Here is a 21,977-nt window from a genome sequence, read left to right on the forward strand (position 1 = left end):
GTCATCTCCATCCGGCCGGGGACACATCGTGCCCTCAAAGGGCCGCATGATCCTTCACCGCAGCCTCCAGCGCGGGCTTCAACCCCTGAAACCGCGCATCGACCGCAGCCGGATCGCTGGTGTTCAGGGCGATCATCCTGGCGCGGGTGTCTCCGCCGCGCACCACGTCGAAGGCGTCGGTCTCGATCCCCTCGACAATGGCCTCGGCAACGTCCGATGCCGGCTCGCGTGAGAAGCCGAGATCGGGGCCGGCGCGGTTCGACGCCATCATCGGGGTATCGGTGCCGCCGGGATAGGCGGTCAGGACATGGACGCCCTCGCCCTTGAGTTCGCGACGCAGCGCCTCGCCGAACCGGCCGAGCCCTGCCTTCACCGCCGCATAGGTCGCATAGAACGGCACGCCGACCAAAGCGATGCCCGATGCGATGTCGACGATCATGGCATCGCCGCTCTGACGCAGCGCCGGCAGCGCCGCCCGTGTCAGCAGGATCGGCGCGGTCAGGTCGGTCGCGATCATCGCCAGGATATCCGCCTCGGTCATCGCCTCCAGCCGCCCGGCGCGCACGCCGCCCGCATTGTTGATCAGGACGTCAAGCCCGCCCAGCGCCTCCAACGTCCGGTCCAGCGTTTCGCGCCGCCCCTCAGGCGTCGATATATCGGCCGTAACCCCGGTCACCACCGCTCCATCACCGCGCAGTCCGTCGACCGCCGCCGCCAGCACGTCCGGCCGTCGGCCGGTGATCACAAGCCGGGCTCCGCGAGCCGCCAGTGCCCCGGCCAGGGCCAGTCCGATGCCGCTGGAACCGCCCGTGATCAGTACCCGCTTACCGTCGATCCGCATGGTCGTTCTCCGGATGTCATTGTGTTTTATATCGCTTGTTTTATAATGCACGTTCAAGAACGGTTGGCAAGACGTCGACCACGCCCGCATCTCCATTTGACGTAAGGTGGTCAGGCTTCCCGATGGCACGTCCGCGTGAATTTGACGAAAATTATGTTCTTATGGCCGCGGCTCGGTGTTTCTGGGCCCAAGGGTATGAGTTGACATCGATCCGCGATCTGGTCGAAAGCACCGGAATTACCAGTGCCAGCCTGTATAATGCTTTCGGCGATAAGCGCGGCATCTATGCCAGGGCGCTCGACCATTACGTCGACCGCAGTATTGCCGACCGCATCCGCCGCTGCCGAGAACTGCCGCCACGTGCCGCACTCGACGGCTTCTTCGACGACATCCTTACCCGGTCGCTGGCCGATCCAGACCACAAGGGGTGCATGCTGGTGAACGCCGCCCTTGAAGTGGCGCCCCATGATCCTGGATTCCGCCGCGTGGTGGCACAGGTCCTGATCCAGATCGAGACGTTCTTCACCGACTGCATCATCGCCGGTCAGGCCGATGGCAGCATCACCGGTGCCCTGCCTGCACGCGACCTTGCGGCGCAGTTGCTGGGCGCGCTGATCGGGGTGCGGACGCTGGCGCGCGTGCGTCCGGAACCGGAGCTTCTGAAAGCGATCGTGCGTTCGGCTCTGGCCCTGGTCGACCGTCCCTCGACGGCGGCCGCCTGACGGGTCTGCGGCCGCCGTCTGCCATGCCCGCGCTTCATGCAAGGCTATTGCCCCTTTCGCCAAACAGGCGTTCGGCTATCCTGCGGCTCTGCTTCGCCCCCGCCGGAAAGTGCCGCCCGATGTCAACCGCCTGCCCGCCTTCATCCTCCACCGACCTTGCAGCCGATACGGCCGGTGCGGTACCAACGGGCGGCGGTCTGCCCGGCTGGGCGGTCGCGGCATTGATCGCGGCCGTAGCCGGCATCGGCACCGAGGCCTTTGCCGTGGCGCCGCTGCTGATCGACATCGCGGCCGATTTCGCCATGGATGTCACCGATGCGGCGCTGGCAATCAGCGCCTATGGCCTGGCGGTGGCCGTATCGGCGCCGCTGTTCGGGTTGTTTGCCGGCCATCTGCCGAGGCGGCGGCTGATCGCGGGCGGCATGGTGCTGGCGGCCGTCGCGGGCGTCATCGCCGCGACCGCGCACAGCTTCGGCGTGCTGCTGGCGGCACGGGTGCTCTCCGGCTTCGCCTGTGGCGCCGTCCTGCCGACGATCTATGCCTATGTCGGCGATATGGTGCCGTTCGCCGCCCGCGGCCGGGTGATGGGCCGGGTGATGTTCGGCTGGGCGATCACCATGGTCACCGGCGTGCCGCTGGCCGGCATCGCGGGCGAGCATCTGGGCTGGCGGGGCACATTATTCCTGGCGGCCGGGCTGATCCTGGTCCTGGCGATGGCGGTGCTGCGGCTGCCGCAGCCGCCATCGGTGGCCAGCCGGATGGGCGGGGTTCAGCAGACGGCCGGTCACAGCGGCGCCGGATTTCTGGAACGACTGGCCCACGCCGTGACCCGGCCGGGGGTGGCGGCGCTGCTGGCCACCAACCTTGCCAACATGGTCTCGTTCTATGGCATCTATGCCTATGTCGGCACAGCACTGCGCATGGCTCAGGGTAGTGGCGCCGCCGCCGCCGGCGGCATCGTGCTGTGGTACGGGCTGGGGCTGGCGGGGTCGACGCTGAATGCCCGCCTGGTCGACCGGGTCGGCAAGGACCGGGTGCTGACATTGGCCCTGGCGGTGCTGGCAATCACCCTGGTGGCCCTGCCGCGCGTGATGGGCGTTCCGGTCGCCTTCCAGGCCGTGCTGATCCTGTGGGGGTTGGCTCAGGGACTGGTGGTGACCGCCGTCAACACACTGGCCACGGAACGCGCCGGCCTTGCGCGCGGGCTGGTGATGGCGCTGATGAGCGCCATCACCTATCTGGGCATCAGCATCGGCGCCGGCGCCATGGGGCTGGTGATGGCCGCGTGGGGTTTCGGCGCGGTGGGCATCGTCGCAGGCGTGATCAGCCTTGTGGGCGTGGTGGCGGCGCTGGTGTCAAGCCGGCGGGCCGGCGGCTGAGGCCCCGGCCCTGCCCGTCTCAGCTCTGCCCCTCGGGCAGCACGAAGACCTGCCCCGGATAGATCAGGTCGGGGTTGCGGATCTGGTCGCGATTGGCTTCGAAGATGGTGGTATAGCGCAGGCCCTGGCCATAGGTGGCACGGGCGATGCGCCACAGATAATCGCCGGGCTGGATGACGACATAGGTCTGGCCTTCCGGCAGCAGCATCGGCGATGCGGCGCGCGAGAACGGCGTTTCCAGCCGGGCCAGAACCGTGCCGTCGCCATCGATCAGATCCAGGCGCAGCATCGCCTTGCCCTCGGGGATCCGGCCCTCGGGGGTCACCACCCACAGGCCGCCACGATCCGGATCGGGCCGGGCGGTGGCGATCAGATCGTTGTCCAGATAGATCCGCACTTCTGAACCAGCCTTGGCCCGCCCGGACAGGCTGACCCGGCCTTCGGCGTCGTAGTCGATCACCTCCAGGCTGAGCGGGCCTTGCGACACCCCGGCGGCATCCGGGTCGCTGCGCTGAAGCAGCCGGCCCACACCATCGCCGTCACGCGGCACCAGCACAGCCAGGGGTTGTTCCTGTGTGGCCGGTGGCGCCGCCTCGCCCCGGTCGGCGACAGTGGCCGTGGCGGCCTCCGGCGCGTCATCGGGCACCACCAGCATCACGACGTCGTCGGATTTGACATGCGCCCCGCCCGGCAGGGTCGCGTCCAGGTCGAGTTCGCGGGTACCACGGTTCAGCGGCTTGTCGGGAAGGATCACCCATTCGCCGCGATCATCGGCCCGCGCCCTGCCGATTTCGGTGCCGCCATCGCGCAGCACCACATCCGATCCAGGCTCGGCCCGGCCCGCCACCACCGTGTCGCCGCGCGGATTGACCCGGACGATATCGAAGCTGGGTGCCGTGGGTGTGGGAACCGATCCCGTGGCCGGTGCCGCCACCGGCGCCACATCGGCATCGGGCGCCTTCACTAGCACGTCACGGCCGGCTGCATCCGCGGCGGGTGTCGCCGGCGCCGGCGCCGCCGTGGATGTGGTCGTCGCGGGCGCTGCGGGTGCGGCGGGCGTCGCGGGTTCCGAAGGTGCCACCACCTGAGCGGCTGGCGCTGTCTGGGCCGGCGTCGTCTGGCTGGTGGAGGCGGGGACAGCCGGCGCCGACGGCGCCGATGTCTCCTGCACAGAAGCGGGGGCCGACGGCGCCGGCATGTCGGCTGAAACCGGGGCCGCGTCGTCGCGTCCCCACAGCAGCCAGCCGGCCGCAATGGCAATGATCGCGGCCAGGACCGCGCTGATGGCAATTCTGCGTGACGTCACCGATGCCTCCCTTGCGGACCGGCGCCGCCCCGGCGTGGTCACGCGTTCCCCGTCCGCTCGGAACATTAAACGCCACGCGGTTCTGCTTCAATGTGCAACGGGGCCGGCGGCCGGCTTCTTTCTGGCCCGCAAGCGCTGACCGGCCGCCGCCCGCCGGCCTTGGGTGCCTCGGATCAGCCCGGCAGGCCGGCGCCCACCAGCATTGCGATCGCCACCGCGATCAGCACCGGCACCACCGCCACGGCGGCCAGGACCACCAGCCCTGCCAGCCGCGCCCAGTTACCGCCGAGCCTGCCGCCGATACGGGCGGTGATCCGCAGCACAGGGCCATCGGCGAACGGCACCAGCAGCAGGATCGCCAGACAGGCGGCGATCAACCCGCTTGGCCGCGACATCACCAGATGGGCCGCGATCAGGGCCAGGGCGCCGACAGCAGCGACCACCCCGGCCGCCCCGAAACCGGCACGGCCGGGCAGCAGCAGCCAGGGCAGGAAGCCCAGCCCCGCCGCCGCCAGCATGAAACCGGCCTGCGCGATCGATGCCGTGCCGCCATGCAGCGCCACGGCGCCGAGACCGGCGGCGCCAAGGATTACCAGCACCATGCGGCCGGCACCATCGCTGTCGGCACGCAGCGACAGCCGGGCGATCAGCACGCCAAGCCCCAGGCCCAGCCCGCCCAGCAGCAGCACCAGATCGACGGTTTCGTAACGCAGCAACCGGCCGCCCAGCATCCACAGCACGCCGCCGCCGACCACCAGCACACAGGCAAGGCCGGATGCGACCCGCGCGACCCGCCCGTTCAACAAACCGATCAGTGCCGCGGCGGCGGCGGCCGCCGTCAGCACATAGGGCAGCTTCTGGGTGCTGGATGGCGGCGGCAGCGCCGGCCGGCCCAGCATCAGCACCAGCCCGGCCAGCAGGCCCAGCGGCACCGCCACCACCGCCACCCGCCAGCCGGTGGTGCTGCCGGCCAGCCAGCGCAGCGCCGGCGGCAGCAGCAGGCCGATCATCAGCGGCCAGATCAGGGTGACCGCCATCGGATGCTCGATCAGGCTGGGGATGTCGGACACGGGGCAAGCGGCCTTTCGGATCGCGGACAATGGACGGATCATGGTGGCTGGCAGGCCCAAAGGTCGGCCGATGTCGGCCGCCGGTCAAGGTCCGCGACCGGTGACGCCATCCCCATGCGCCAATCCGCGACCCACCGGTTTGCAAGTGCGGCGCAGGGTGCTATGTTGCGCGCCGATCGCGACCGGCGTTCTGCCGCCCGCAGCCGTCCCGGCTGCGGTGCCGCCCCGGTCGCAACGGTGCCCTTTGGGTACCGGTATCGCCGAGGAGATCGTCCGCATGACCAAGATCAAGGTCGCCAATCCCGTCGTCGAACTGGACGGTGACGAGATGACCCGCATTATCTGGCGGTTCATCAAGGACAAGCTGATCCTGCCCTATCTCGATGTCGATCTGCTCTATTACGATCTGGGCGTCGAGCATCGCGACGCGACCGGTGACAAGGTCACGGTGGATGCCGCCGAGGCGATCGCCAAGCACGGCGTCGGCGTCAAATGCGCGACCATCACCCCCGACGAGGCCCGCGTCGAGGAATTCAATCTGAAGCAGATGTGGAAGTCGCCCAACGGCACGATCCGCAACATCCTGGGCGGCACCGTGTTCCGCGAGCCGATCATCTGCCAGAACGTGCCGCGCCTGGTGCCGGGCTGGACCCAGCCGATCGTGATCGGCCGCCATGCCTTCGGCGACCAGTATCGCGCCACCGACTTCAAGGTGCCCGGCAAGGGCCGCCTGACCATCCGCTTCGAGCCCGAGGGCGGCGGCGACGTTCAGGAATACGAAGTCTTCAAGTTCCCGGGTTCGGGCGTCGCCATGGCGATGTACAATCTTGACGACTCGATCCGCGGCTTTGCGCGCGCCTGCATGAATTATGGCCTGCAGCGCAATTACCCGGTGTATCTGTCCACCAAGAACACGATCCTGAAGGCCTATGACGGCCGCTTCAAGGATCTGTTCCAGGAAGTGTTCGAGGCCGAGTTCGCCGACCAGTTCAAGGCAGCCGGCATCACCTATGAGCATCGCCTGATCGACGACATGGTCGCCTCGGCCATGAAGTGGGAAGGCGGCTTCGTCTGGGCCTGCAAGAACTATGACGGCGACGTGCAGTCCGACACCGTGGCGCAGGGCTTCGGCTCGCTGGGGCTGATGACCTCGGTGCTGATGACGCCGGATGGCAAGACCGTCGAGGCCGAAGCCGCCCATGGCACCGTCACCCGTCATTTCCGCGAGCACCAGAAGGGTCGCGAGACCTCGACCAACCCGATCGCCTCGATCTTCGCCTGGACGCGCGGCCTGGGCTATCGCGGCAAGTTCGACGACAACCAGCCGCTGATCAACTTCGCCGAGACCCTGGAACGCGTCTGCGTCCAGACGGTGGAAGACGGCCACATGACCAAGGATCTGGCGATCCTGATCAGCAAGGAACAGCCCTGGCTCAACACCACGACGTTCCTCGACAAGATCGACGAGAACCTGAAGAAGGCCATGGCCTCCTGATCAGGCTCTGATCGCGCGGCGGGCACCGGCCCGACCAGACGACGCCCCGCAAGGTCCACGCCTTGCGGGGCGTCGTCGTTCGCCCTTACTGTTGTCGCCTTGATCCATCGCCCGCCGGAGACCAGCCCCCATCATGGCCGACCGCATCATGGCCGAACGGCGCATTCCCGTTCTGGTGATCACCGGCTTCCTCGGCGCCGGCAAGACCAGCCTGATCGCCGACATCTTCCGCCGCCGTCCGGATCTGGCGCCTGCCACCGCGCTGGTGGTGAACGAGTTCGGCGAGACCGGCATCGACCACGCCTTGCTGCGCGCGGCAAGCGAGCGTCAGGTGGCGATCGATGCCGGCTGCATCTGCTGCACCATGCGGTCGGATCTGACCGACGCGCTGATGCGCCTGCATCTGGATCATGCCCGGGGCGTCATCGACAGGCTGGACCGGGTGATCATCGAAACCACCGGTCTGGCCGATCCGGCGCCGATCATCCACACGCTGGCCGCCCACCCGCTGGTCGCCGCCCGTTTCGCGCTGTCGGGCATCATCGCCTGTATCGATGCCGAACATGGTGCCGGCCAGATCGACCGTCATGAAGAAGCCCTGCGACAAGTGGTCCTGGCCGACAGGATCGTGATCACCAAGACCGATCTGACTGACATAGCCGCCACCACTGCCCTTGTGGCCCGGATCGCGGCCCTGAATGCCGGCGCACGAATCATGGACCGGCGCGCCGCGCTGGATGCCATCGACAGGCTGATCAGCCCCCTGCCCTATGCGCCCGATGCCCATGGCGATACCGCCCGGGCCTGGCTTGCCGCCGAAGCCGCCGCCAACCGGATGGCCTGCGCGGACGGCAGTTGCGCGGTGCCGGGCCACCGGCATCACCACCACGATCATGAGCACGGTCATGATCAAGGGCACAGGCACGGGCACGGGCACGGGCACGACCACGACCACGGGCATCATCACGCCGCCGACGCCCGGATCGCCACCGCCATGCGGACCCTGCCCGCGGGCACGCCGCAGGATCGGATCGTCAGGGCGGCGGAGCATCTGGCGGCGGCGATGGGGTCGGGGCTGTTGCGACTGAAGGGCCTGCTGCCGGCCGAGGGCGAGCGCCCGCCGCTGGTGCTGCACGGCGTTCAGCACCGGCTCTATCCGCCGATGCCGCTCAACGCCGATGCCTCGCTGCCGGACAAGCCCACTTTGGTTGCCATCACCATCGACGCCGATCCGGCGGCGGCACTCGACCGTCTTGCCCGCGAGGCGCTGTCATGACCGGCAGACGGGTGATCTTCAGTTGGTTCGGCAGGAACCGGGCGCCGGATGGTCCGCCGCGCCCGCAGCCGCACGATCTGCATCTGCGCATCGCCGATGGCGACCCGGCGGCTTATCTCGCGGCATATCGGGCCGTGGGGGCGCCACATGGCTGGTCGCGACGTCTGGACCTGGCGCCTGAGGCCCTGCGCACGATTCTGGCCCGGCCGGGACGGCGGGTGATCCTGGCCGAGGATGGCAATGGCACGGTGCTTGGCTTCGTCGAACTCGATCTCGCCCATGGCACGCCCGAGGCACCGGCCGCCGAGATCGTGCATTTCGGCCTGGCCCCCGCCGCACAAGGCCGCGGCTGGGGCGCATTCCTGCTCGATCACGCCATCCGCCACGCCTTCGCTGCCGGCTGCGGCAGCGTCGTGCTGCACACCGACGACACCGACCACCCACGCGCCTTCGCGACCTATCTGAAGGCCGGCTTCCACCTGTTGCGGGTGACGACCGCCGAGCCGGACGACTGGAATTGAGGGCAATCCGCCAACGAACCGCGTCGGAACGACGTGGCGGCCGCGCCGGCCGCGCCTGTGATCAGAGCGTGAGCCGGCAGCCGGTCCGGATCCTCCTCACATCCACCTTGTCGACCGCATCGAGCAACGTGGTCAGATTGCGATAGCTGGCGTCGTCATCGAGAACGGCGATGTCGAACATCCACCGCCCGCTGACATAATCCTGGTGGATGGTGACCGGCTCCGCGGCTGGCGGGTTCGCGATCAGGTCGTCGGCAGCGCTGGCGCCGAGATCCGCTCGCCAGAGGCCGATCGAGGCCTTATGGTGGCTGATCGAGACGACCAGCCATACCAGCGGGTATGACCGGGTCTGGTCACGCACCCGCCATTTCAATTCCCCAGCCAGCGTCGCCAGATGACTGGTCCAGGCGGGATATGCGCCCGTAACCGGCTCAGGGCTGACCAATGCCAGCAATTCCGCCGGTAGCGCCGCGGATGGCCCCGTGAACGAGAAACGGCCGGGAGAGAGCTGTCCGGGCGTGGTGTACGGCAGTTGGGTCATCGCATGGGCCCAGCTATCGGCCTCCCAGCTCTCGGGGCCCGGGGCCCGGCTGGCATTGATCCACCCGGCCACCATGCCCGCCATCCCCGGCATAACCGAAAGCGCGCGTGTCATGCGCGGCGTCACCTCACCGGAGGTCAGCACCAGAAGGCCGCCAATGCCGGACGGTCCGATCTCCAGGGGCGTCAGCCCGCCATGCCTCAAGGCCATATAGCCGTCCTCCGTCCGCCGATACGCAGCACACCGCCGGTGATCGACCTGTTTCGCAACGGACCGTCCATCCATGGGCGATACGAACATGAAACATACATCCGAAGGCTGTGGCACCGACAGCCCTATCCCGCGCCCTCGTCCGGTGAACCGGGCGCCGGCAGAAAAAACGGGCGGCAGGTCCGATGCCTGCCGCCCGTTCGGACGCTTTCACAATCGCAACAGCCGGTCAGCCGGCGAGTGCGGCCGCCACGGCCTTCACGGCATCGGCGGCCTTGTCGGCCTCCGGGCCACCGGCCTGCGCCAGATCGGGGCGGCCGCCACCGCCCTTGCCGCCAATCGCCTCGGCGGCGGCGCGCACCAGATCGACGGCACTGAACCGGCCGGTCAGATCGTCGGTGACGCCGACCACGACACCGGCCTTGCCGTCGTGAACGCCGACAATCGCGACCACGCCCGAGCCGACCTGCTTCTTCAGCGCATCGGCGACGCCGCGCAGCTCCTTGGCCGGCACGCCATCAAGCACGCGGCCCGCGAAGCGCACGCCGCCGATCTCTTCGATCTGCGCCTCGCCGCCCCCCGATGCGCCACCGGTCGCGATCTCACGACGCAGCCTGGCAAGCTCGACATCCAGCTTCTTGCGCTCGTCGAGCAGGCTGGAAATCCGGTCGACCAGATCGCCCGGCGCCACTTTCAGGGTCGCGGAGGCTTCGGCCAGCCGGTCCTGCTGGATTTCCACAAAGGCCAGCGCCGCATCGCCGGCCACCGCCTCGATCCGACGAATGCCGGCGGCGACACCGCCCTCGGCCACGATCTTGAACAGCCCGATATCGCCGGTGCGGCTGACATGGGTGCCACCGCACAGCTCGACCGAATACGGCATGTTGCGGCCGTCGTCACCCAGGATCGCGCCCATATCGACGACCCGGACTTCGTCGCCATATTTCTCGCCGAACAGCGCCATCGCGCCCTGCGCGATCGCCTCGTCCGGGGTCATCAGCCGGGTACCGACCTCGGCATTGCTGCGGATCAGCCGATTGACGTCGGCCTCGATCGCCTTCAGATCCTCACGCCCGATCGGCGTCGGCTGCGAGAAATCGAACCGCAGCCGGTCGGGTGCCACCAGCGAGCCCTTCTGGGTGACATGGTCGCCCAGGCGACGACGCAGCGCCGCGTGCAGAAGATGGGTGGCCGAGTGATGGGCGCGCAGCGCGTCGCGATGCGCCACATCCACCGCAAGATGCACGGCCTCGCCCACAGCGATCCGGCCGGCCACGACATGGCCGATATGTACATGCAGATCGCCCAGCTTCTTCGCGGTCTCGGTGACCTCGATATCCAGCCCCTCAGGCGTGGTGATCCGGCCGGTATCGCCCATCTGGCCGCCGCTCTCACCATAGAACGGGGTCTGGTTGACGATCACCGACACCTTGGTGCCGGCCTCGGCGGCATCGACCTGTGCGCCATCGACCAGAATCGCCTTGACCACACCATCGGCGTCGGTCGCGCCATAGCCGAGGAACTCGGTGGCGCCGGCCGTGTCGCGGACGTCGAACCACACCCGGTCGGTCGCAGCCTCACCGGAGCCCGCCCATGATGCCCGCGCCCGGGTCCGTGCCTCGGCCAGCGCCGCATTGAACCCCTCGGTATCGACGCCGCGGCCGTCGGCGCGCAGCACGTCCTGGGTCAGATCGAGCGGGAAGCCATAGGTATCATAGAGCTTGAAGGCGACATCACCCGGCAGCCGCTCGGTCGCGCCAAGCGTCTGGGTGGTTTCCTCAAGCAGCCGCATGCCGCGATCGAGCGTCTGGCGGAAACGGGTCTCCTCCAGCTTCAGCGTCTCGGTGATCAGGGCCCGGGCACGGCGCAGTTCGTGATAATGATCGCCCATGGTCTCGATCAGCGCCGGAACCAGACGATACATCAGCGGCTCGGGCACACCCATCTTATGGGCATGACGCATCGCGCGGCGCATGATCCGGCGCAACACATAGCCGCGCCCTTCATTCGACGGCATCACGCCGTCGGCGATCAGGAAGCCGGCCGCGCGCAGATGATCGGCAATCACCCGATGCGACATCTTGTAGGGGCCGTCGGTATCGGTGCCGCTGGCCTGGGCCGAGGCGGTGATCAGCCGGCGGAAGATATCGATGTCATAATTGTCGTGATGGCCCTGAAGGATCGCGGCGATCCGCTCCAGCCCCATGCCGGTGTCGATCGACGGCCGCGGCAGGTCGAGCCGGTTGCCCGGCGACAGCTGCTCGAACTGCATGAACACCAGGTTCCAGATCTCGATGAACCGGTCGCCATCCTCGTCGGGGCTGCCGGGGGGGCCGCCGGGGATGCCCTCGCCATGATCGAAAAAGATCTCGGAGCACGGGCCGCACGGGCCGGTGTCGCCCATCGCCCAGAAATTATCGCTGGTGGGGATGCGGATGATCCGATCGTCACCAAGCCCGGCAATCTTACGCCACAGCGCCGCCGCATCGTCGTCGGTGTGATAGACCGTGACCAGCAGGCGGTCCTTGGGCAGCCCGAATTCGCGCGTCACCAGGTTCCAGGCCAGCTCGATCGCCTGTTCCTTGAAGTAATCGCCGAACGAGAAATTGCCCAGCATCTCGAAGAAAGTGTGGTGCCGCGCCGTATAGCCGACATTGTCCAGGTCGTTATGCTTGCCACCGGCACGAACACATTTCTGCGAGCTGGTCGCGCGATCATAGGGCCGCTTTTCAGCACCCGTGAAAACGTTCTTGAACTGGACCATGCCAGCATTGGTGAACAACAGCGTCGGGTCGTTCTGCGGCACCAGCGGGCTGGACGCGACGACCTCATGGCCGTTCTTCGCAAAGAAATCGAGGAAGGTCCGGCGGATCTCGGTCGCGCTGGTCATGGTCGAAACGCCATCCCGTGTTTGAACGCAAAGGGGGCCTGGGGCTCTGGAGTGCCCGGAACGCAGACAAGGGCGAGCGCTTCGCTCGGATGCCGTGCATGCAGGTCGTCCACCCGCATGCCCGACATCCGTTCGAAGGCTCAGCCCCGAAGGTCCAGCCGTTTTACCTGCGTGTACACCACTTGTCCACGGCTGCCGCACAGGCGCCAGCAGCGCCCGCCGGCCATTCTCCGATCACTCAGGCTCCGGCGCGAGCTTCAGAACCGTGCCGCCGACAAGCGACAGCGGTGCCTTATTGGCACCCAGGCCGTAAGCCTCCCGCACCCGGTTCTCGATATCACGGGCGATGTCGGGGTTGTCGCGCAGGAAGGTCTTGGCGTTCTCACGCCCCTGACCGATGCGCTGCTCGCCATAGGAATACCAGGAGCCCGCCTTTTCGACGATGCCCTGCTTCACACCCATATCGACCAGCTCGCCGCTCTTCGACACGCCCTCGCCATACATGATGTCGAATTCGACCTGCTTGAACGGCGGCGCCACCTTGTTCTTCACCACCTTCACGCGGGTCTGGCTGCCGACCACCTCGTCTTTCTCTTTCACCGCCCCGATGCGGCGGATGTCGAGGCGGACCGAGGCATAGAACTTCAGCGCGTTGCCGCCCGCCGTGGTTTCCGGGCTGCCATACATCACACCGATCTTCATGCGGATCTGGTTGATGAAGAACACCACACAGCGCGACCGGGAAATCGAACCGGTCAGCTTGCGCAGCGCCTGGCTCATCAGCCGGGCCTGAAGGCCGACATGGCTGTCGCCCATCTCGCCTTCCAGCTCGGCCTTCGGTGTCAGGGCCGCGACGCTGTCGATGACCAGAACGTCGATCGCGTTCGACCGCACCAGCGTATCGGCGATTTCAAGCGCCTGTTCGCCGGTATCGGGCTGGCTGATGATCAACTCGTCGATGTTGACGCCCAGCTTGCGGGCATAGGACGGGTCCAGCGCATGCTCCGCATCCACGAAGGCGCAGGTGCCGCCGCCGCGCTGCGCCTCGGCGATCGCGTGAAGGGCGAGCGTCGTCTTGCCTGAACTTTCAGGACCGTAAACCTCGACGACCCGGCCGCGCGGATAACCGCCGACGCCGAGTGCGATATCGAGTGCGAGCGATCCCGTGGGCACGACATCCACATCGACCAGCTCCTGCTGGCCGAGCTTCATGACCGAGCCCTTGCCGAACGCACGCTCGATCTGACCGAGCGCCGCTTCGAGTGCCTTCTGCTTGTCCATCTCGTCCTTGCCTATCAGGCGCAGTTCGGTTTGAACCATGGGCACCATGGCCACGCCTCTCTTGTTCCACAGGCGCTCAACCGATGCAAGCACCGCCGCTTGCCATCACTATGTACTCATTTTGTTCTGGTACGCAAGAGCCGCGTGCGGATAAACCGGTCTCTCGATCGCTGGCCGTGCTCTTGCCCCGCCGATCGCAATTTCCGGCTGTGACCTACCCCGCGAACCCGGCGGGTCGCGTCCCGGCCTGCCCCCCCGCGACACCCTCTCGTGACATCCGCCGTCCTGCTTCTGTCACAGCTTTGTCCGTGTCGCGACCACGGCGACCGAGAGCATCATCCGTAGCGAGGGGCGGGTCGCAGTCGGTTCAGTAGAGGATCGATCCGGTCGAGGGACCGCGGGCCGCCCCGCGGATTTGCATCGGACGACGGACGAAAACGGGACGGCGGACGGGAACAGGAGGGTCATGTGATGACCGACAGCAGCGCGAAACGGATGGACAGCCTGCTCGCCATGGCCTTGGCGATCGCCTGTGCCGGCGCGGTGGCAACCATCACCCCGGCACTGGCAGAAGATCCGATGGAGCGCCCCGGCCCTGTCGATGCTCAGACACTGGAAGCCGCGCCCGAAACCGACCCGGGGACCAATCAGCCGGTGCCGCTGCGCAACTCCCTGCCCGGCACGGCCGAGGAAAGAGTGCGCTTCGAACAGGCGGCCGGGTCCGAGATCCAGCGGTGGGACGCCGAGGTGTCGCTGCGGGTTCGGGAACTGCAGCTTGCGGATGACTACGGCTCGAATCGCGCCCGCACTGAATTGACCAAATCCTGGGACGACGTCACCCGGCGCTATCAGGAACTGCAGGCGGCACCAGACCGGCGGTTCGACGAGAAGAAAGAGGCCTTCCTCACCGCCTGGAGCAATTTTGAAGAGACCTGGCGGCGGACCCGCGCGACCTGACGCGCCGGCCCCTCGCCAGCCGACGCCGGAGCGGTTTCGCGCTGCGCATCCCGTCCCCTCCCCGCAGCCGATACGGCTCCGGCGTCACCCCATACAGCGCCCGCTTATCATCATGCCCGGCATTCAGCATCGGCAACTTGTCGCGGTTATTCGACGGCCTCGTCCATGGCATCGCGCACCGTCTGAACCAACTGCTTCAGATTGAACGGCTTTGGCAGGAAACGCACATTCGGGTCGTCGCCCAGACGGCGCCGGAAGGTGTCTTCGGCATAGCCCGAGATGAACACGATCGAGATGCCCGGCAGCCGCTCGCGGACCTTCTCGGCCAGGGTCGGCCCGTCCATGCCCGGCATGACCACATCCGTCACCATGACGTCGATACCGGCCTCGACCAGTTCATCCAGGCGAGCGGCCGCGGCATCGGCGCTTTCCGCCTCTTCGACGGTGAAGCCGCGCTGGCGCAGCGCCCGGGCCGCAAAGGCACGCACCGGCGCTTCATCCTCCACGAACAGCACACGCCCGCCGGTCTCGCCGATATCCGATCGGCGCGCCACCGGCGCCTCGGGCGCCAGATCGATCTCCAGACCGGTGGTCTCGACCTCGGTATGGCGCGGCAGCAGAATGCGGAACGCCGTGCCCCGGCCGGGCTCGCTGCGCACGAACAGGAAGCCACCGGTCTGCCGCACGATGCCATAGGCCGTGGCAAGCCCCAGCCCCGTGCCCTGCCCGGCCGCCTTGGTGGTGAAGAACGGCTCGAAAATCTTGGGCAGGATGTCGCGCGGGATACCCGATCCGGTGTCGCGCAGTTCGACCATCACATAATCGCCGGTCGGCACCCGCTCGCGCCCGCCCGCCATCATCCAGTCACGATCCATCGCCAGCGTGTCCTCGCTGGCGAAATTGCGGGTGGCGACCGAGAGCTGCCCGCCGCTCGGCATCGCATCGCGGGCATTGACCGCCAGATTGATGATCACCTGTTCAAGCTGGCCCTGATCGACCCGGACCGGCGCCAGATCGCGACCGTGATGCACGTCCAGCACGATCGCCTCGCCCAGAAGCCGGCGCAGCAGATGGGTCAGTTCGGCCAGAACGTCGGTGATGTCCAGCACACGCGGCTGCAATGTCTGCTGGCGCGAGAAGGCGAGCAACTGGCGCACGAGATTGGCGGCACGGTTGGCGTTCTGCTTGATCTGCATGACGTCGGCGAAGGATGCGTCACCAGGCGGATGCCGCATCAGCAACAGATCGCAGAAACCGATCATCGCCGTCAGCAGATTGTTGAAATCATGGGCGACGCCGCCCGCCAGTTGCCCCACCGCCTGCATCTTCTGCGACTGCGCGAACTGGACCTCAAGTTCCTTGCGCTCGGTGACGTCGATCACATGGACCAGCGCCGCCGTCATGCGTTCCTCATCGGCACGGCGCAGCAGCAGCGAGGCTACCCGGTCGGGCCGCTGGCGGAAAGAGACCTCGATCGGCACCCCCGGGCGCTCGGTGCCCCTGAACACCCCGTCCAGCGCCTCGGCCAGCGCGAACCGGCGGTCGGCCACGATCAGTTCGGCAAGGGTCTGGTCCGGCTCCAATGCCTCTTCGCCCGCCAGCCGGGCCAGGGCCGCGTTGCCGGCAATGATGCCGCCACGATCGTCGACCAGCGCGATGCCGATCGGTGCCAGATCGAACAGCCGGCGAAACCGGATCTCGTTGGTATCCTGCGGCATGATATCGAGGTCGAGCCGGCCGTCGGGCAATGCCTCGGCCAGGGCCGGCGGCCCGTCCTCCATCATCAGCCGGGGCATCACGCCCGGCTGATCGTCGGATGGCTCCCGTCCGGATGCCTCCGGCAATCTGGTGCCAGGCATCGCCGCGACGACCGCCGATGCCGGTACCCATGCGGCGGCGACGTCTCCCGCCGCCATCGCCAGCATGCAACTGCGCGCCAGCCGCGTGCCCGCCAGGATGATCAGCAACAGCCCCGCGGCGATGACCACGGCCGCGGGGACAACCGTCACCATGCCACCCAGCATACTTCCGGCACCGCCCGCAACCGCCGCGATGCCGGCGATTCCGAGAATGAGGTCGCGCATCAGTGCCGTCGCTGCCGCTTTCATGCTGTCGCTCGCCATGCCGGTCCCGACCCCGATCCGCTTCCGTCTGCCATCACGCCGCCATCCGTTCCGCATGGCGCCGGCCGCCACATCATGCCACGAAGACGCTCATCCGCGCACCCGTCGGCCTTTCGCCCGGAATACATAGCCGATCACTTCCGCCACCGCCTGATAATGCTCGATCGGAATTTCGCGATCGATCTGGGCGGTATCCCACAAGGCCCGTGCCAGCGGCGGATTTTCCACCACCGCCACGCCGCTCTCCAGCGCCAGATCACGGATGCGGAAGGCAACCGCGTCCACGCCCATGGCCACCACCACCGGCGCCGGCATTTTGGGCGGGTCGTATTTCAGGGCAACCGCAAAATGCGTGGGGTTGGTGATGACCACGTCCGCGGTCGGCACCGCCGCCATCATCCGCTTGCGGGCACGTTCCATGCGGATCTGCCGCAGCCGCGACTTGATGATCGGATCACCTTCGCTCTGTTTCATCTCGTCGCGAACCTCGCGCTGAGACATCTTCATCTTCTTCATGAATTCAAAGCGCTGGAAGGCATAATCGGCGGCGCCCACCACACTCATCACGCAGGCCGCCGCCATCACGATGACGAAGGCGTCATCGGCGATGCGCTCGATCAGGGTGATCGGCGCCTCGCGCGCCACCAGGTCCAGATCGTCCAGCCGCGGTCGCGCCACCAGCCAGGAGACGCCGGCGACGATCAGCAGCTTGATCAACCCTTTCAGGAATTCCACCAGGGCTTTGGCCGAGAACTGCCGCTTCAGCCCGCCGATCAGCGAAATCTTGCTGAGCGACGGTTTCAGCGATTCCGCCGACACCGTGCCGCCGCGCTGCGCCAGCCCCGAGACCAGGGCGGCAATCATGAACACCAGCACTGGCAGCATCAGCCAGAGCAGCATCTGCAGGGCCAGTTCGCGCAGCAGCCTGCCGATGCCGCCCGGGTCCATCGGCACCCTGTCGACACCGACGTAAAGTGTCTTCAGTCCAACGCCGATGTCGCGCACCACCGCCGGCAGAACCGCGGCGATGACGATGGTAATGGCCACCAGCATCAGCCAGTGATTGATTTCCTGACTATAGGTAACCTCGCCCTTCTTGCGAGCGTCTTCCAGTTTTTTCGGCGTTGGCTCTTCGGTTTTTTGGCTGTCGTCTTCGCTTTGCTCGCTCATTCACCCAACCTTACGGCACCATGCTGTCGAGCCGCATACCGAACCGGTCCAGCCACACCAGCATGGCAGCCGACAGGGTGATTGCAAGGATGCTCAGCCCGATCAGCATCTGAATAGGGATGGCGATGAAGAACACCTGAATGGTCGGCATCAGGCGCGCCAGAAGACCCAGTGCCACCTGGAACAATGTGCCCACCAGCAGCAGCGGTGCGGCGACCTGGGTGGCCAGCACGAAAGCCGCGTCCAGCAGGCGCCCCAGCAACTGGGCCGCATCGCCCAGCGGCAGGGCCTCGCCGACCGGAAACACCCGATAGCTCTGCGCCACCGCATCCAGCATCATCAGATGCATGCCGCTGGAAAACAGCAGCACCAGCGCCAGTGCCGACAGGAAATTGCCCGGCAGTGCCCCCTGAGCCTGCTGATTGGGGTCATACATCATCGCGGTGGCAAGGCCCGACTGCATGGCGATGACCACACCCGCGGTATGCAATGCCGACACCATGAAGCGCAGCATCGTGCCCAGCATCGCGCCGATCATGGTTTCAATCGCCACCAGCCGTACTATCTCGGCCGGCTGGTCCGGCGTGGCCGGGATCTCATTCTCGATCGTGGGCGCCAGCGCCACCGACAGCAGAATGGCCAGAACCAGCCGGATACGGGTCGAAACCGTCGCCTCGCCAATGCCGGGCATCAGGGTCAGCGCCGCCCCCAGCCGCAGGAAGACCAGCATTACCGAGAACAGCTCGATCTGCATCTCCGGCATCTGGCGTGCCTGGCTCCCGCTTCAGGTCGGTCATGCCGGCCCGCCAGCCGACGGGACGGCAGCATCAATCCCGGTTGATTATGGTGCGGCACCGATCGCTGGAATGCGCGCATACAGAACCGCCGTGTAATCGGCAAGGCCGGTCCACATAAACGGCAGGAAGATCACCAGCGCCACGACGATGGCGATGATCTTCGGCACGAAGGACAGGGTCATTTCCTGAATCTGGGTCAAAGCCTGGATCAGAGAAATCACCAGGCCAACCGTCAACGCCACCAGCATCACCGGTGCGCCGAGCTTGATCATGACCCAGAGCGCCTCGCGCCCGATGTCGATGGCCTCGTTGGGCGTCATGGGGCCTCGTTGGGCATCATGGGGGCGTCATCGCGCGTTCACCGTGTCCTCCGGGGCTCAGGCCGCCGTCAGATCGGCATCCGCATGATTTCCTGATAGGCGCCGATCACGCGGTCGCGGATCGCCACCACAGTCTGCAACGAAACCTCGGCGGCGGAAACCGACGTCACCACCTCATGCAGGCTGGCGGTGCCGGAAATCGCGCCCAGGCTCGCCCGCTCCGAAGCACGGCTGCTGTCGACAGTGCGGCCGACAACGTCCTGAACCATATCGGCAAAGCCGCCGGCCCCCGACGCCCCGGCGGTGTCACCACCAGCGGCGCCCGGAACCTTCAGCCCACGGGCGGCATTCGCATAGGCTGCTGCGGCAGAGGCGAACTTGGCATCCATTGGTCTGGTCCGTCCATGTTCAGGCAGGGCTGTCAAGCGGTCGCGGCCGTTCAGCGCAACAGATCGATGGCCTTCTGCAACATCATCCGCGTGGTCTCGATGACGCTCAGATTGGCTTCGTATCCGCGCTGGGCTTCACGCATGTCAACCATTTCGACCACCGGGTTGACGTTCGGCATCAACACATAGCCGTTCTCGTCCGCCGCCGGATGGCCCGGGTCGTATTCACGGCCGAAGGCGGACTGGTCGGTGCCGAAGCGGCTGATGCGCACGGTCGGCAGGCCCAGTTCGCGATCGAGTCCCTCGGCAAATGTCACCGTGCGGCGACGATACGGCTCGCCGCCGGCTTCGGTCGCCGTGCTGTCGGCATTGGCCAGATTCTCGGCCACCACCCGCAGGCGTTCCGATTGTACCTGCATTCCGGCGGAGGAGATCCGCATGGTCTTCATCAAATCCATCGCGTCGCCTCCCCGAACAGGTCATGGGTTTCGCAGATCATCCGTCGACGGCAAGTCACGGTCCTGCAATCAGGCACGGGCGTCGGCCATTCTGTCAGCCACCACCACCGCCACCACTCCCAAGGGCGGTGCGGATCATCTGGATATGCTTCTTGTACAGGCTCGTTGCAAGCTGGAACGATGCCGCGGTGTCGGCAATCTTCATCGCCTGGTCTTCGATGTTGATCTTGTTGCCGTCGATGCTGACCTCCACCGGCTTGCGGTCATCGACGGCACGGGCATCCGAGCCACCGCCGGCCGCCGCCATGTGATGGGCGTTGGTGGCGGTCATCTTCAGGGTGCCGGACATACCTGTCCCGCCACCGGCGGATTGCTCCGCCATTGCGCCGAAATCGACGGGCCGAAGATCCCGCGGCTTGTAGCCCGGCGTATTGGCGTTGGCAATGTTCTGCGCCAGCACCGCCTGCCGGTCCGTCAGCCATCCGAGCCGCTTTGTTACGGCGTCGAACAGTGGTATGCGCGTTATGTCCATCGTCGGGTCCGGCTTGATCGGATATCCTGCAAACGGTGCGGGCTTGCCCCGTCGCGGATCGTGCGGTCTTCAATCGGGTCTTCCACAGGGTGGTTCATCGCCAAGTGGTTGCCTGTGGAACGGCATCTTCGGCCCGGTAGGGACCTGTCAGGGCCAAGGTCCGTGGCGGAACGTGCCGCCACCATAATCCCGTGTCGTGACAGGCTGTGTCGTGACAGGTTTCTCTGTCGGGCCGCAGCAGGTGTACAGGCAGATGAGGATGCCCGTTGCGGACCGATGGATCAATAAGATACCCATCGGCCTTAAGAAAGCGTAAAGCGATCGACGGGCCGGATCAAGCATGGCAGGCGCGGCGGACGATCCGGCTGTGGGCGGATCACCAGAACCCGCTCTTCATCGTTCGCCACCGGACATATCGTTCAGCGCCTCATGATTGGAAAGGGCCATCGATGCTGTACCTGACCCGCAAGGTCGGTGAGGCCGTGATCATCAACGACGAGATCGAGGTGACCGTCGTTGAGGTGCGCGGCAAGACCGTGCGCCTGGGTCTGACCTTTCCGGCGGATGCCACCGTTCTGCGCCGCGAGGTCTATGACCGGGTTCAGGCCGAAAACCGGGCGGCTCTGGGGCTGGACGAGGCGGCCGTGGACGCGGAGCCCGACCAGCCGGCCTTCATCGCCCGCAGCCCGGACGCCCCGTAAAGCCGCCCCCGATACCGGCGATACCGGCGGCGGATCGGCCATGATCGTTGCGCGCCGGCGCGGAAGGGGCCATGATCAGAACAGTGACCATGGCGTCGAAGACTCCAGCCGTCGAGGCGATGCCGCGCTCCGGCCGGCCGACGCCTGGCCAGGCCGGGAGCCGGCGCCAGGCCGGGAGCGACAGGCTATGATCGACAGACCGACACGCCAGGTGGCGGTGGCCTTGAGCTTCGACCCCCAAGGCGACGCGGTGCCAACCGTGGTGGCCGCGGGTCATGGGGTTCTTGCCGAAAAGATCCTCGCCATGGCTTTCGCCGCGGGCATTCCGGTGCGGCGCGATGAAGATCTGGCGGCAGTACTCGACGCTCTGGAGCCCGAAAGCCCGATACCACCGGCCGCATTCGCCGCCGTGGCCGAAATCCTTGCTCATCTGTATCGGCTGAATGGCCGTCTGGGCGAGACCAACAGCACGGGCGGCCGCATGGCCGGCCAGGACGACTGACGGAGGACCGGGTCGATGACGCCCAATCAGGGCAGCCGACACCCCATGGACAACGGCGCCGGCCAGAGCGCTTCGGGCCATCGTGGCACGGACCGGAATGGCGCGGGCCATCATGGTACGAGTGATCATGGCACCGGCCCACAGCAGCAGGACGCCGACGGCTATCCGCGTGATCCCGCGGCGGCTCTGGATGCCATTGCCGCCGAGATCGCTGCCGCGCGGGCCATTCTTGCCCGCGGCGACGCCGTCGACCTTGCCAGCGTCGAGGCGCGGGTGAACCGCTTCTGCCAGAGCCTGAACGCCTTGCCGCCCGGCAGCGGCGACGGCATCCGCCCGCGGATGCTGGGACTGATCGATGCCCTGGCGGTGCTGGAAGGTGAGATGCGCGCGGTGTTCGCCGAGACCCGCAAAGAGATGGACGGGTTCACCGCCCGCCAACGCGCCACGGCCGCCTATGGGCGCCCGGACGGGCGCTGAGCGGCGCAGACATCCCTGA

General features: G+C 66.9%; 22 protein-coding genes. 9 read left to right on the plus strand and 13 right to left on the minus strand.

The window, feature by feature from the left end:
* Positions 1 to 34: 34 nt before the first annotated feature.
* Entirely contained in the window at positions 35 to 841 is an 807-nt protein-coding gene (locus WG924_RS19645; RefSeq protein WP_345934794.1) for an SDR family NAD(P)-dependent oxidoreductase, read from the minus strand.
* A 122-nt stretch (positions 842 to 963) separates the two neighbouring features.
* Here WG924_RS19645 and WG924_RS19650 point away from each other — a divergent pair, with 122 nt between their 5' ends.
* Positions 964 to 1,563, plus strand: a complete 600-nt coding sequence (locus tag WG924_RS19650; RefSeq protein ID WP_345934795.1) for a TetR/AcrR family transcriptional regulator — start codon at positions 964 to 966, stop codon at positions 1,561 to 1,563.
* 119 nt (positions 1,564 to 1,682) lie between these two features.
* Entirely contained in the window at positions 1,683 to 2,942 is a 1,260-nt protein-coding gene (locus WG924_RS19655; protein ID WP_345934796.1) for an MFS transporter, read from the plus strand.
* A gap of 19 nt (positions 2,943 to 2,961) precedes the next feature.
* On the opposite strand, the gene WG924_RS19660 is transcribed toward WG924_RS19655, so the two are convergent.
* Together WG924_RS19660 and WG924_RS19665 are read right to left on the minus strand one after the other, a co-directional pair.
* Positions 2,962 to 4,248: a LysM peptidoglycan-binding domain-containing protein gene (locus tag WG924_RS19660; protein ID WP_345934797.1), complete on the minus strand. Its 1,287-nt coding sequence runs from the start codon at positions 4,246 to 4,248 to the stop codon at positions 2,962 to 2,964.
* Between the two features lie 173 nt (positions 4,249 to 4,421).
* Positions 4,422 to 5,318 (minus strand): hypothetical protein, encoded by an 897-nt coding sequence (locus WG924_RS19665; protein WP_345934798.1) that lies wholly within the window; start codon positions 5,316 to 5,318, stop codon positions 4,422 to 4,424.
* Positions 5,319 to 5,595: 277 nt separating this feature from the next.
* Here WG924_RS19665 and WG924_RS19670 point away from each other — a divergent pair, with 277 nt between their 5' ends.
* The 3 genes from WG924_RS19670 to WG924_RS19680 all read left to right on the plus strand — a co-directional run bounded on the left by WG924_RS19670 (position 5,596) and on the right by WG924_RS19680 (position 8,610).
* Positions 5,596 to 6,813: an NADP-dependent isocitrate dehydrogenase gene (locus WG924_RS19670; protein WP_345934799.1), complete on the plus strand. Its 1,218-nt coding sequence runs from the start codon at positions 5,596 to 5,598 to the stop codon at positions 6,811 to 6,813.
* A 133-nt stretch (positions 6,814 to 6,946) separates the two neighbouring features.
* Complete coding sequence (locus WG924_RS19675) at positions 6,947 to 8,089, plus strand: CobW family GTP-binding protein (protein WP_345934800.1); 1,143 nt, start codon at positions 6,947 to 6,949, stop codon at positions 8,087 to 8,089.
* On the plus strand, positions 8,086 to 8,610 hold the full coding sequence (locus WG924_RS19680; RefSeq protein WP_345934801.1) for a GNAT family N-acetyltransferase: 525 nt from the start codon (positions 8,086 to 8,088) through the stop codon (positions 8,608 to 8,610). Before WG924_RS19675 ends, WG924_RS19680 begins: the two co-directional genes overlap by 4 nt.
* A gap of 61 nt (positions 8,611 to 8,671) precedes the next feature.
* Here the strand turns inward: WG924_RS19680 and WG924_RS19685 are convergent, their stop codons facing one another.
* From WG924_RS19685 to recA, 3 genes are all read right to left on the minus strand, one after another.
* Entirely contained in the window at positions 8,672 to 9,361 is a 690-nt protein-coding gene (locus WG924_RS19685; RefSeq protein WP_345934802.1) for a hypothetical protein, read from the minus strand.
* A gap of 229 nt (positions 9,362 to 9,590) precedes the next feature.
* On the minus strand, positions 9,591 to 12,251 hold the full coding sequence (gene alaS / locus WG924_RS19690; protein ID WP_345934803.1) for an alanine--tRNA ligase: 2,661 nt from the start codon (positions 12,249 to 12,251) through the stop codon (positions 9,591 to 9,593).
* 234 nt (positions 12,252 to 12,485) lie between these two features.
* Positions 12,486 to 13,571: a recombinase RecA gene (gene recA, locus WG924_RS19695; RefSeq protein ID WP_345934886.1), complete on the minus strand. Its 1,086-nt coding sequence runs from the start codon at positions 13,569 to 13,571 to the stop codon at positions 12,486 to 12,488.
* A 432-nt stretch (positions 13,572 to 14,003) separates the two neighbouring features.
* On the opposite strand from recA, the gene WG924_RS19700 reads away from it, so the two are divergent.
* Positions 14,004 to 14,489, plus strand: coding sequence for a hypothetical protein (locus WG924_RS19700; protein ID WP_345934804.1), 486 nt, complete (start codon positions 14,004 to 14,006; stop codon positions 14,487 to 14,489).
* A 146-nt stretch (positions 14,490 to 14,635) separates the two neighbouring features.
* Here WG924_RS19700 and WG924_RS19705 read toward each other — a convergent pair whose 3' ends face one another.
* The 7 genes from WG924_RS19705 to flgB all read right to left on the minus strand — a co-directional run bounded on the left by WG924_RS19705 (position 14,636) and on the right by flgB (position 20,278).
* Positions 14,636 to 16,612 carry an ATP-binding protein gene (locus tag WG924_RS19705; protein ID WP_345934805.1) on the minus strand — a complete coding sequence of 659 codons (1,977 nt, stop codon included), beginning with the start codon at positions 16,610 to 16,612 and terminating at the stop codon, positions 14,636 to 14,638.
* A 90-nt stretch (positions 16,613 to 16,702) separates the two neighbouring features.
* Positions 16,703 to 17,782 carry a flagellar biosynthesis protein FlhB gene (flhB, locus tag WG924_RS19710; RefSeq protein ID WP_345934806.1) on the minus strand — a complete coding sequence of 360 codons (1,080 nt, stop codon included), beginning with the start codon at positions 17,780 to 17,782 and terminating at the stop codon, positions 16,703 to 16,705.
* Between the two features lie 10 nt (positions 17,783 to 17,792).
* Positions 17,793 to 18,545, minus strand: coding sequence for a flagellar biosynthetic protein FliR (gene fliR / locus WG924_RS19715; RefSeq protein WP_345934807.1), 753 nt, complete (start codon positions 18,543 to 18,545; stop codon positions 17,793 to 17,795).
* Between the two features lie 78 nt (positions 18,546 to 18,623).
* On the minus strand, positions 18,624 to 18,899 hold the full coding sequence (gene fliQ / locus WG924_RS19720; RefSeq protein WP_188574267.1) for a flagellar biosynthesis protein FliQ: 276 nt from the start codon (positions 18,897 to 18,899) through the stop codon (positions 18,624 to 18,626).
* 68 nt (positions 18,900 to 18,967) lie between these two features.
* Positions 18,968 to 19,288, minus strand: a complete 321-nt coding sequence (gene fliE, locus WG924_RS19725; RefSeq protein ID WP_345934808.1) for a flagellar hook-basal body complex protein FliE — start codon at positions 19,286 to 19,288, stop codon at positions 18,968 to 18,970.
* Positions 19,289 to 19,338: 50 nt separating this feature from the next.
* Positions 19,339 to 19,746: a flagellar basal body rod protein FlgC gene (flgC, locus tag WG924_RS19730; protein ID WP_345934809.1), complete on the minus strand. Its 408-nt coding sequence runs from the start codon at positions 19,744 to 19,746 to the stop codon at positions 19,339 to 19,341.
* Positions 19,747 to 19,840: 94 nt separating this feature from the next.
* Positions 19,841 to 20,278 (minus strand): flagellar basal body rod protein FlgB, encoded by a 438-nt coding sequence (gene flgB / locus WG924_RS19735; protein ID WP_345934810.1) that lies wholly within the window; start codon positions 20,276 to 20,278, stop codon positions 19,841 to 19,843.
* A 449-nt stretch (positions 20,279 to 20,727) separates the two neighbouring features.
* On the opposite strand from flgB, the gene csrA reads away from it, so the two are divergent.
* From csrA to WG924_RS19750, 3 genes are all read left to right on the plus strand, one after another.
* Positions 20,728 to 20,979 carry a carbon storage regulator CsrA gene (csrA, locus tag WG924_RS19740; RefSeq protein ID WP_345934811.1) on the plus strand — a complete coding sequence of 84 codons (252 nt, stop codon included), beginning with the start codon at positions 20,728 to 20,730 and terminating at the stop codon, positions 20,977 to 20,979.
* Positions 20,980 to 21,166: 187 nt separating this feature from the next.
* Positions 21,167 to 21,481 carry an EscU/YscU/HrcU family type III secretion system export apparatus switch protein gene (locus WG924_RS19745; protein WP_345934812.1) on the plus strand — a complete coding sequence of 105 codons (315 nt, stop codon included), beginning with the start codon at positions 21,167 to 21,169 and terminating at the stop codon, positions 21,479 to 21,481.
* Positions 21,482 to 21,496: 15 nt separating this feature from the next.
* Positions 21,497 to 21,958, plus strand: coding sequence for a hypothetical protein (locus WG924_RS19750; protein ID WP_345934813.1), 462 nt, complete (start codon positions 21,497 to 21,499; stop codon positions 21,956 to 21,958).
* Positions 21,959 to 21,977 lie beyond the last annotated feature (19 nt).

The sequence above is a fragment of the Tistrella arctica genome, assembly GCF_039630945.1.
GTDB lineage: Bacteria > Pseudomonadota > Alphaproteobacteria > Tistrellales > Tistrellaceae > Tistrella > Tistrella bauzanensis.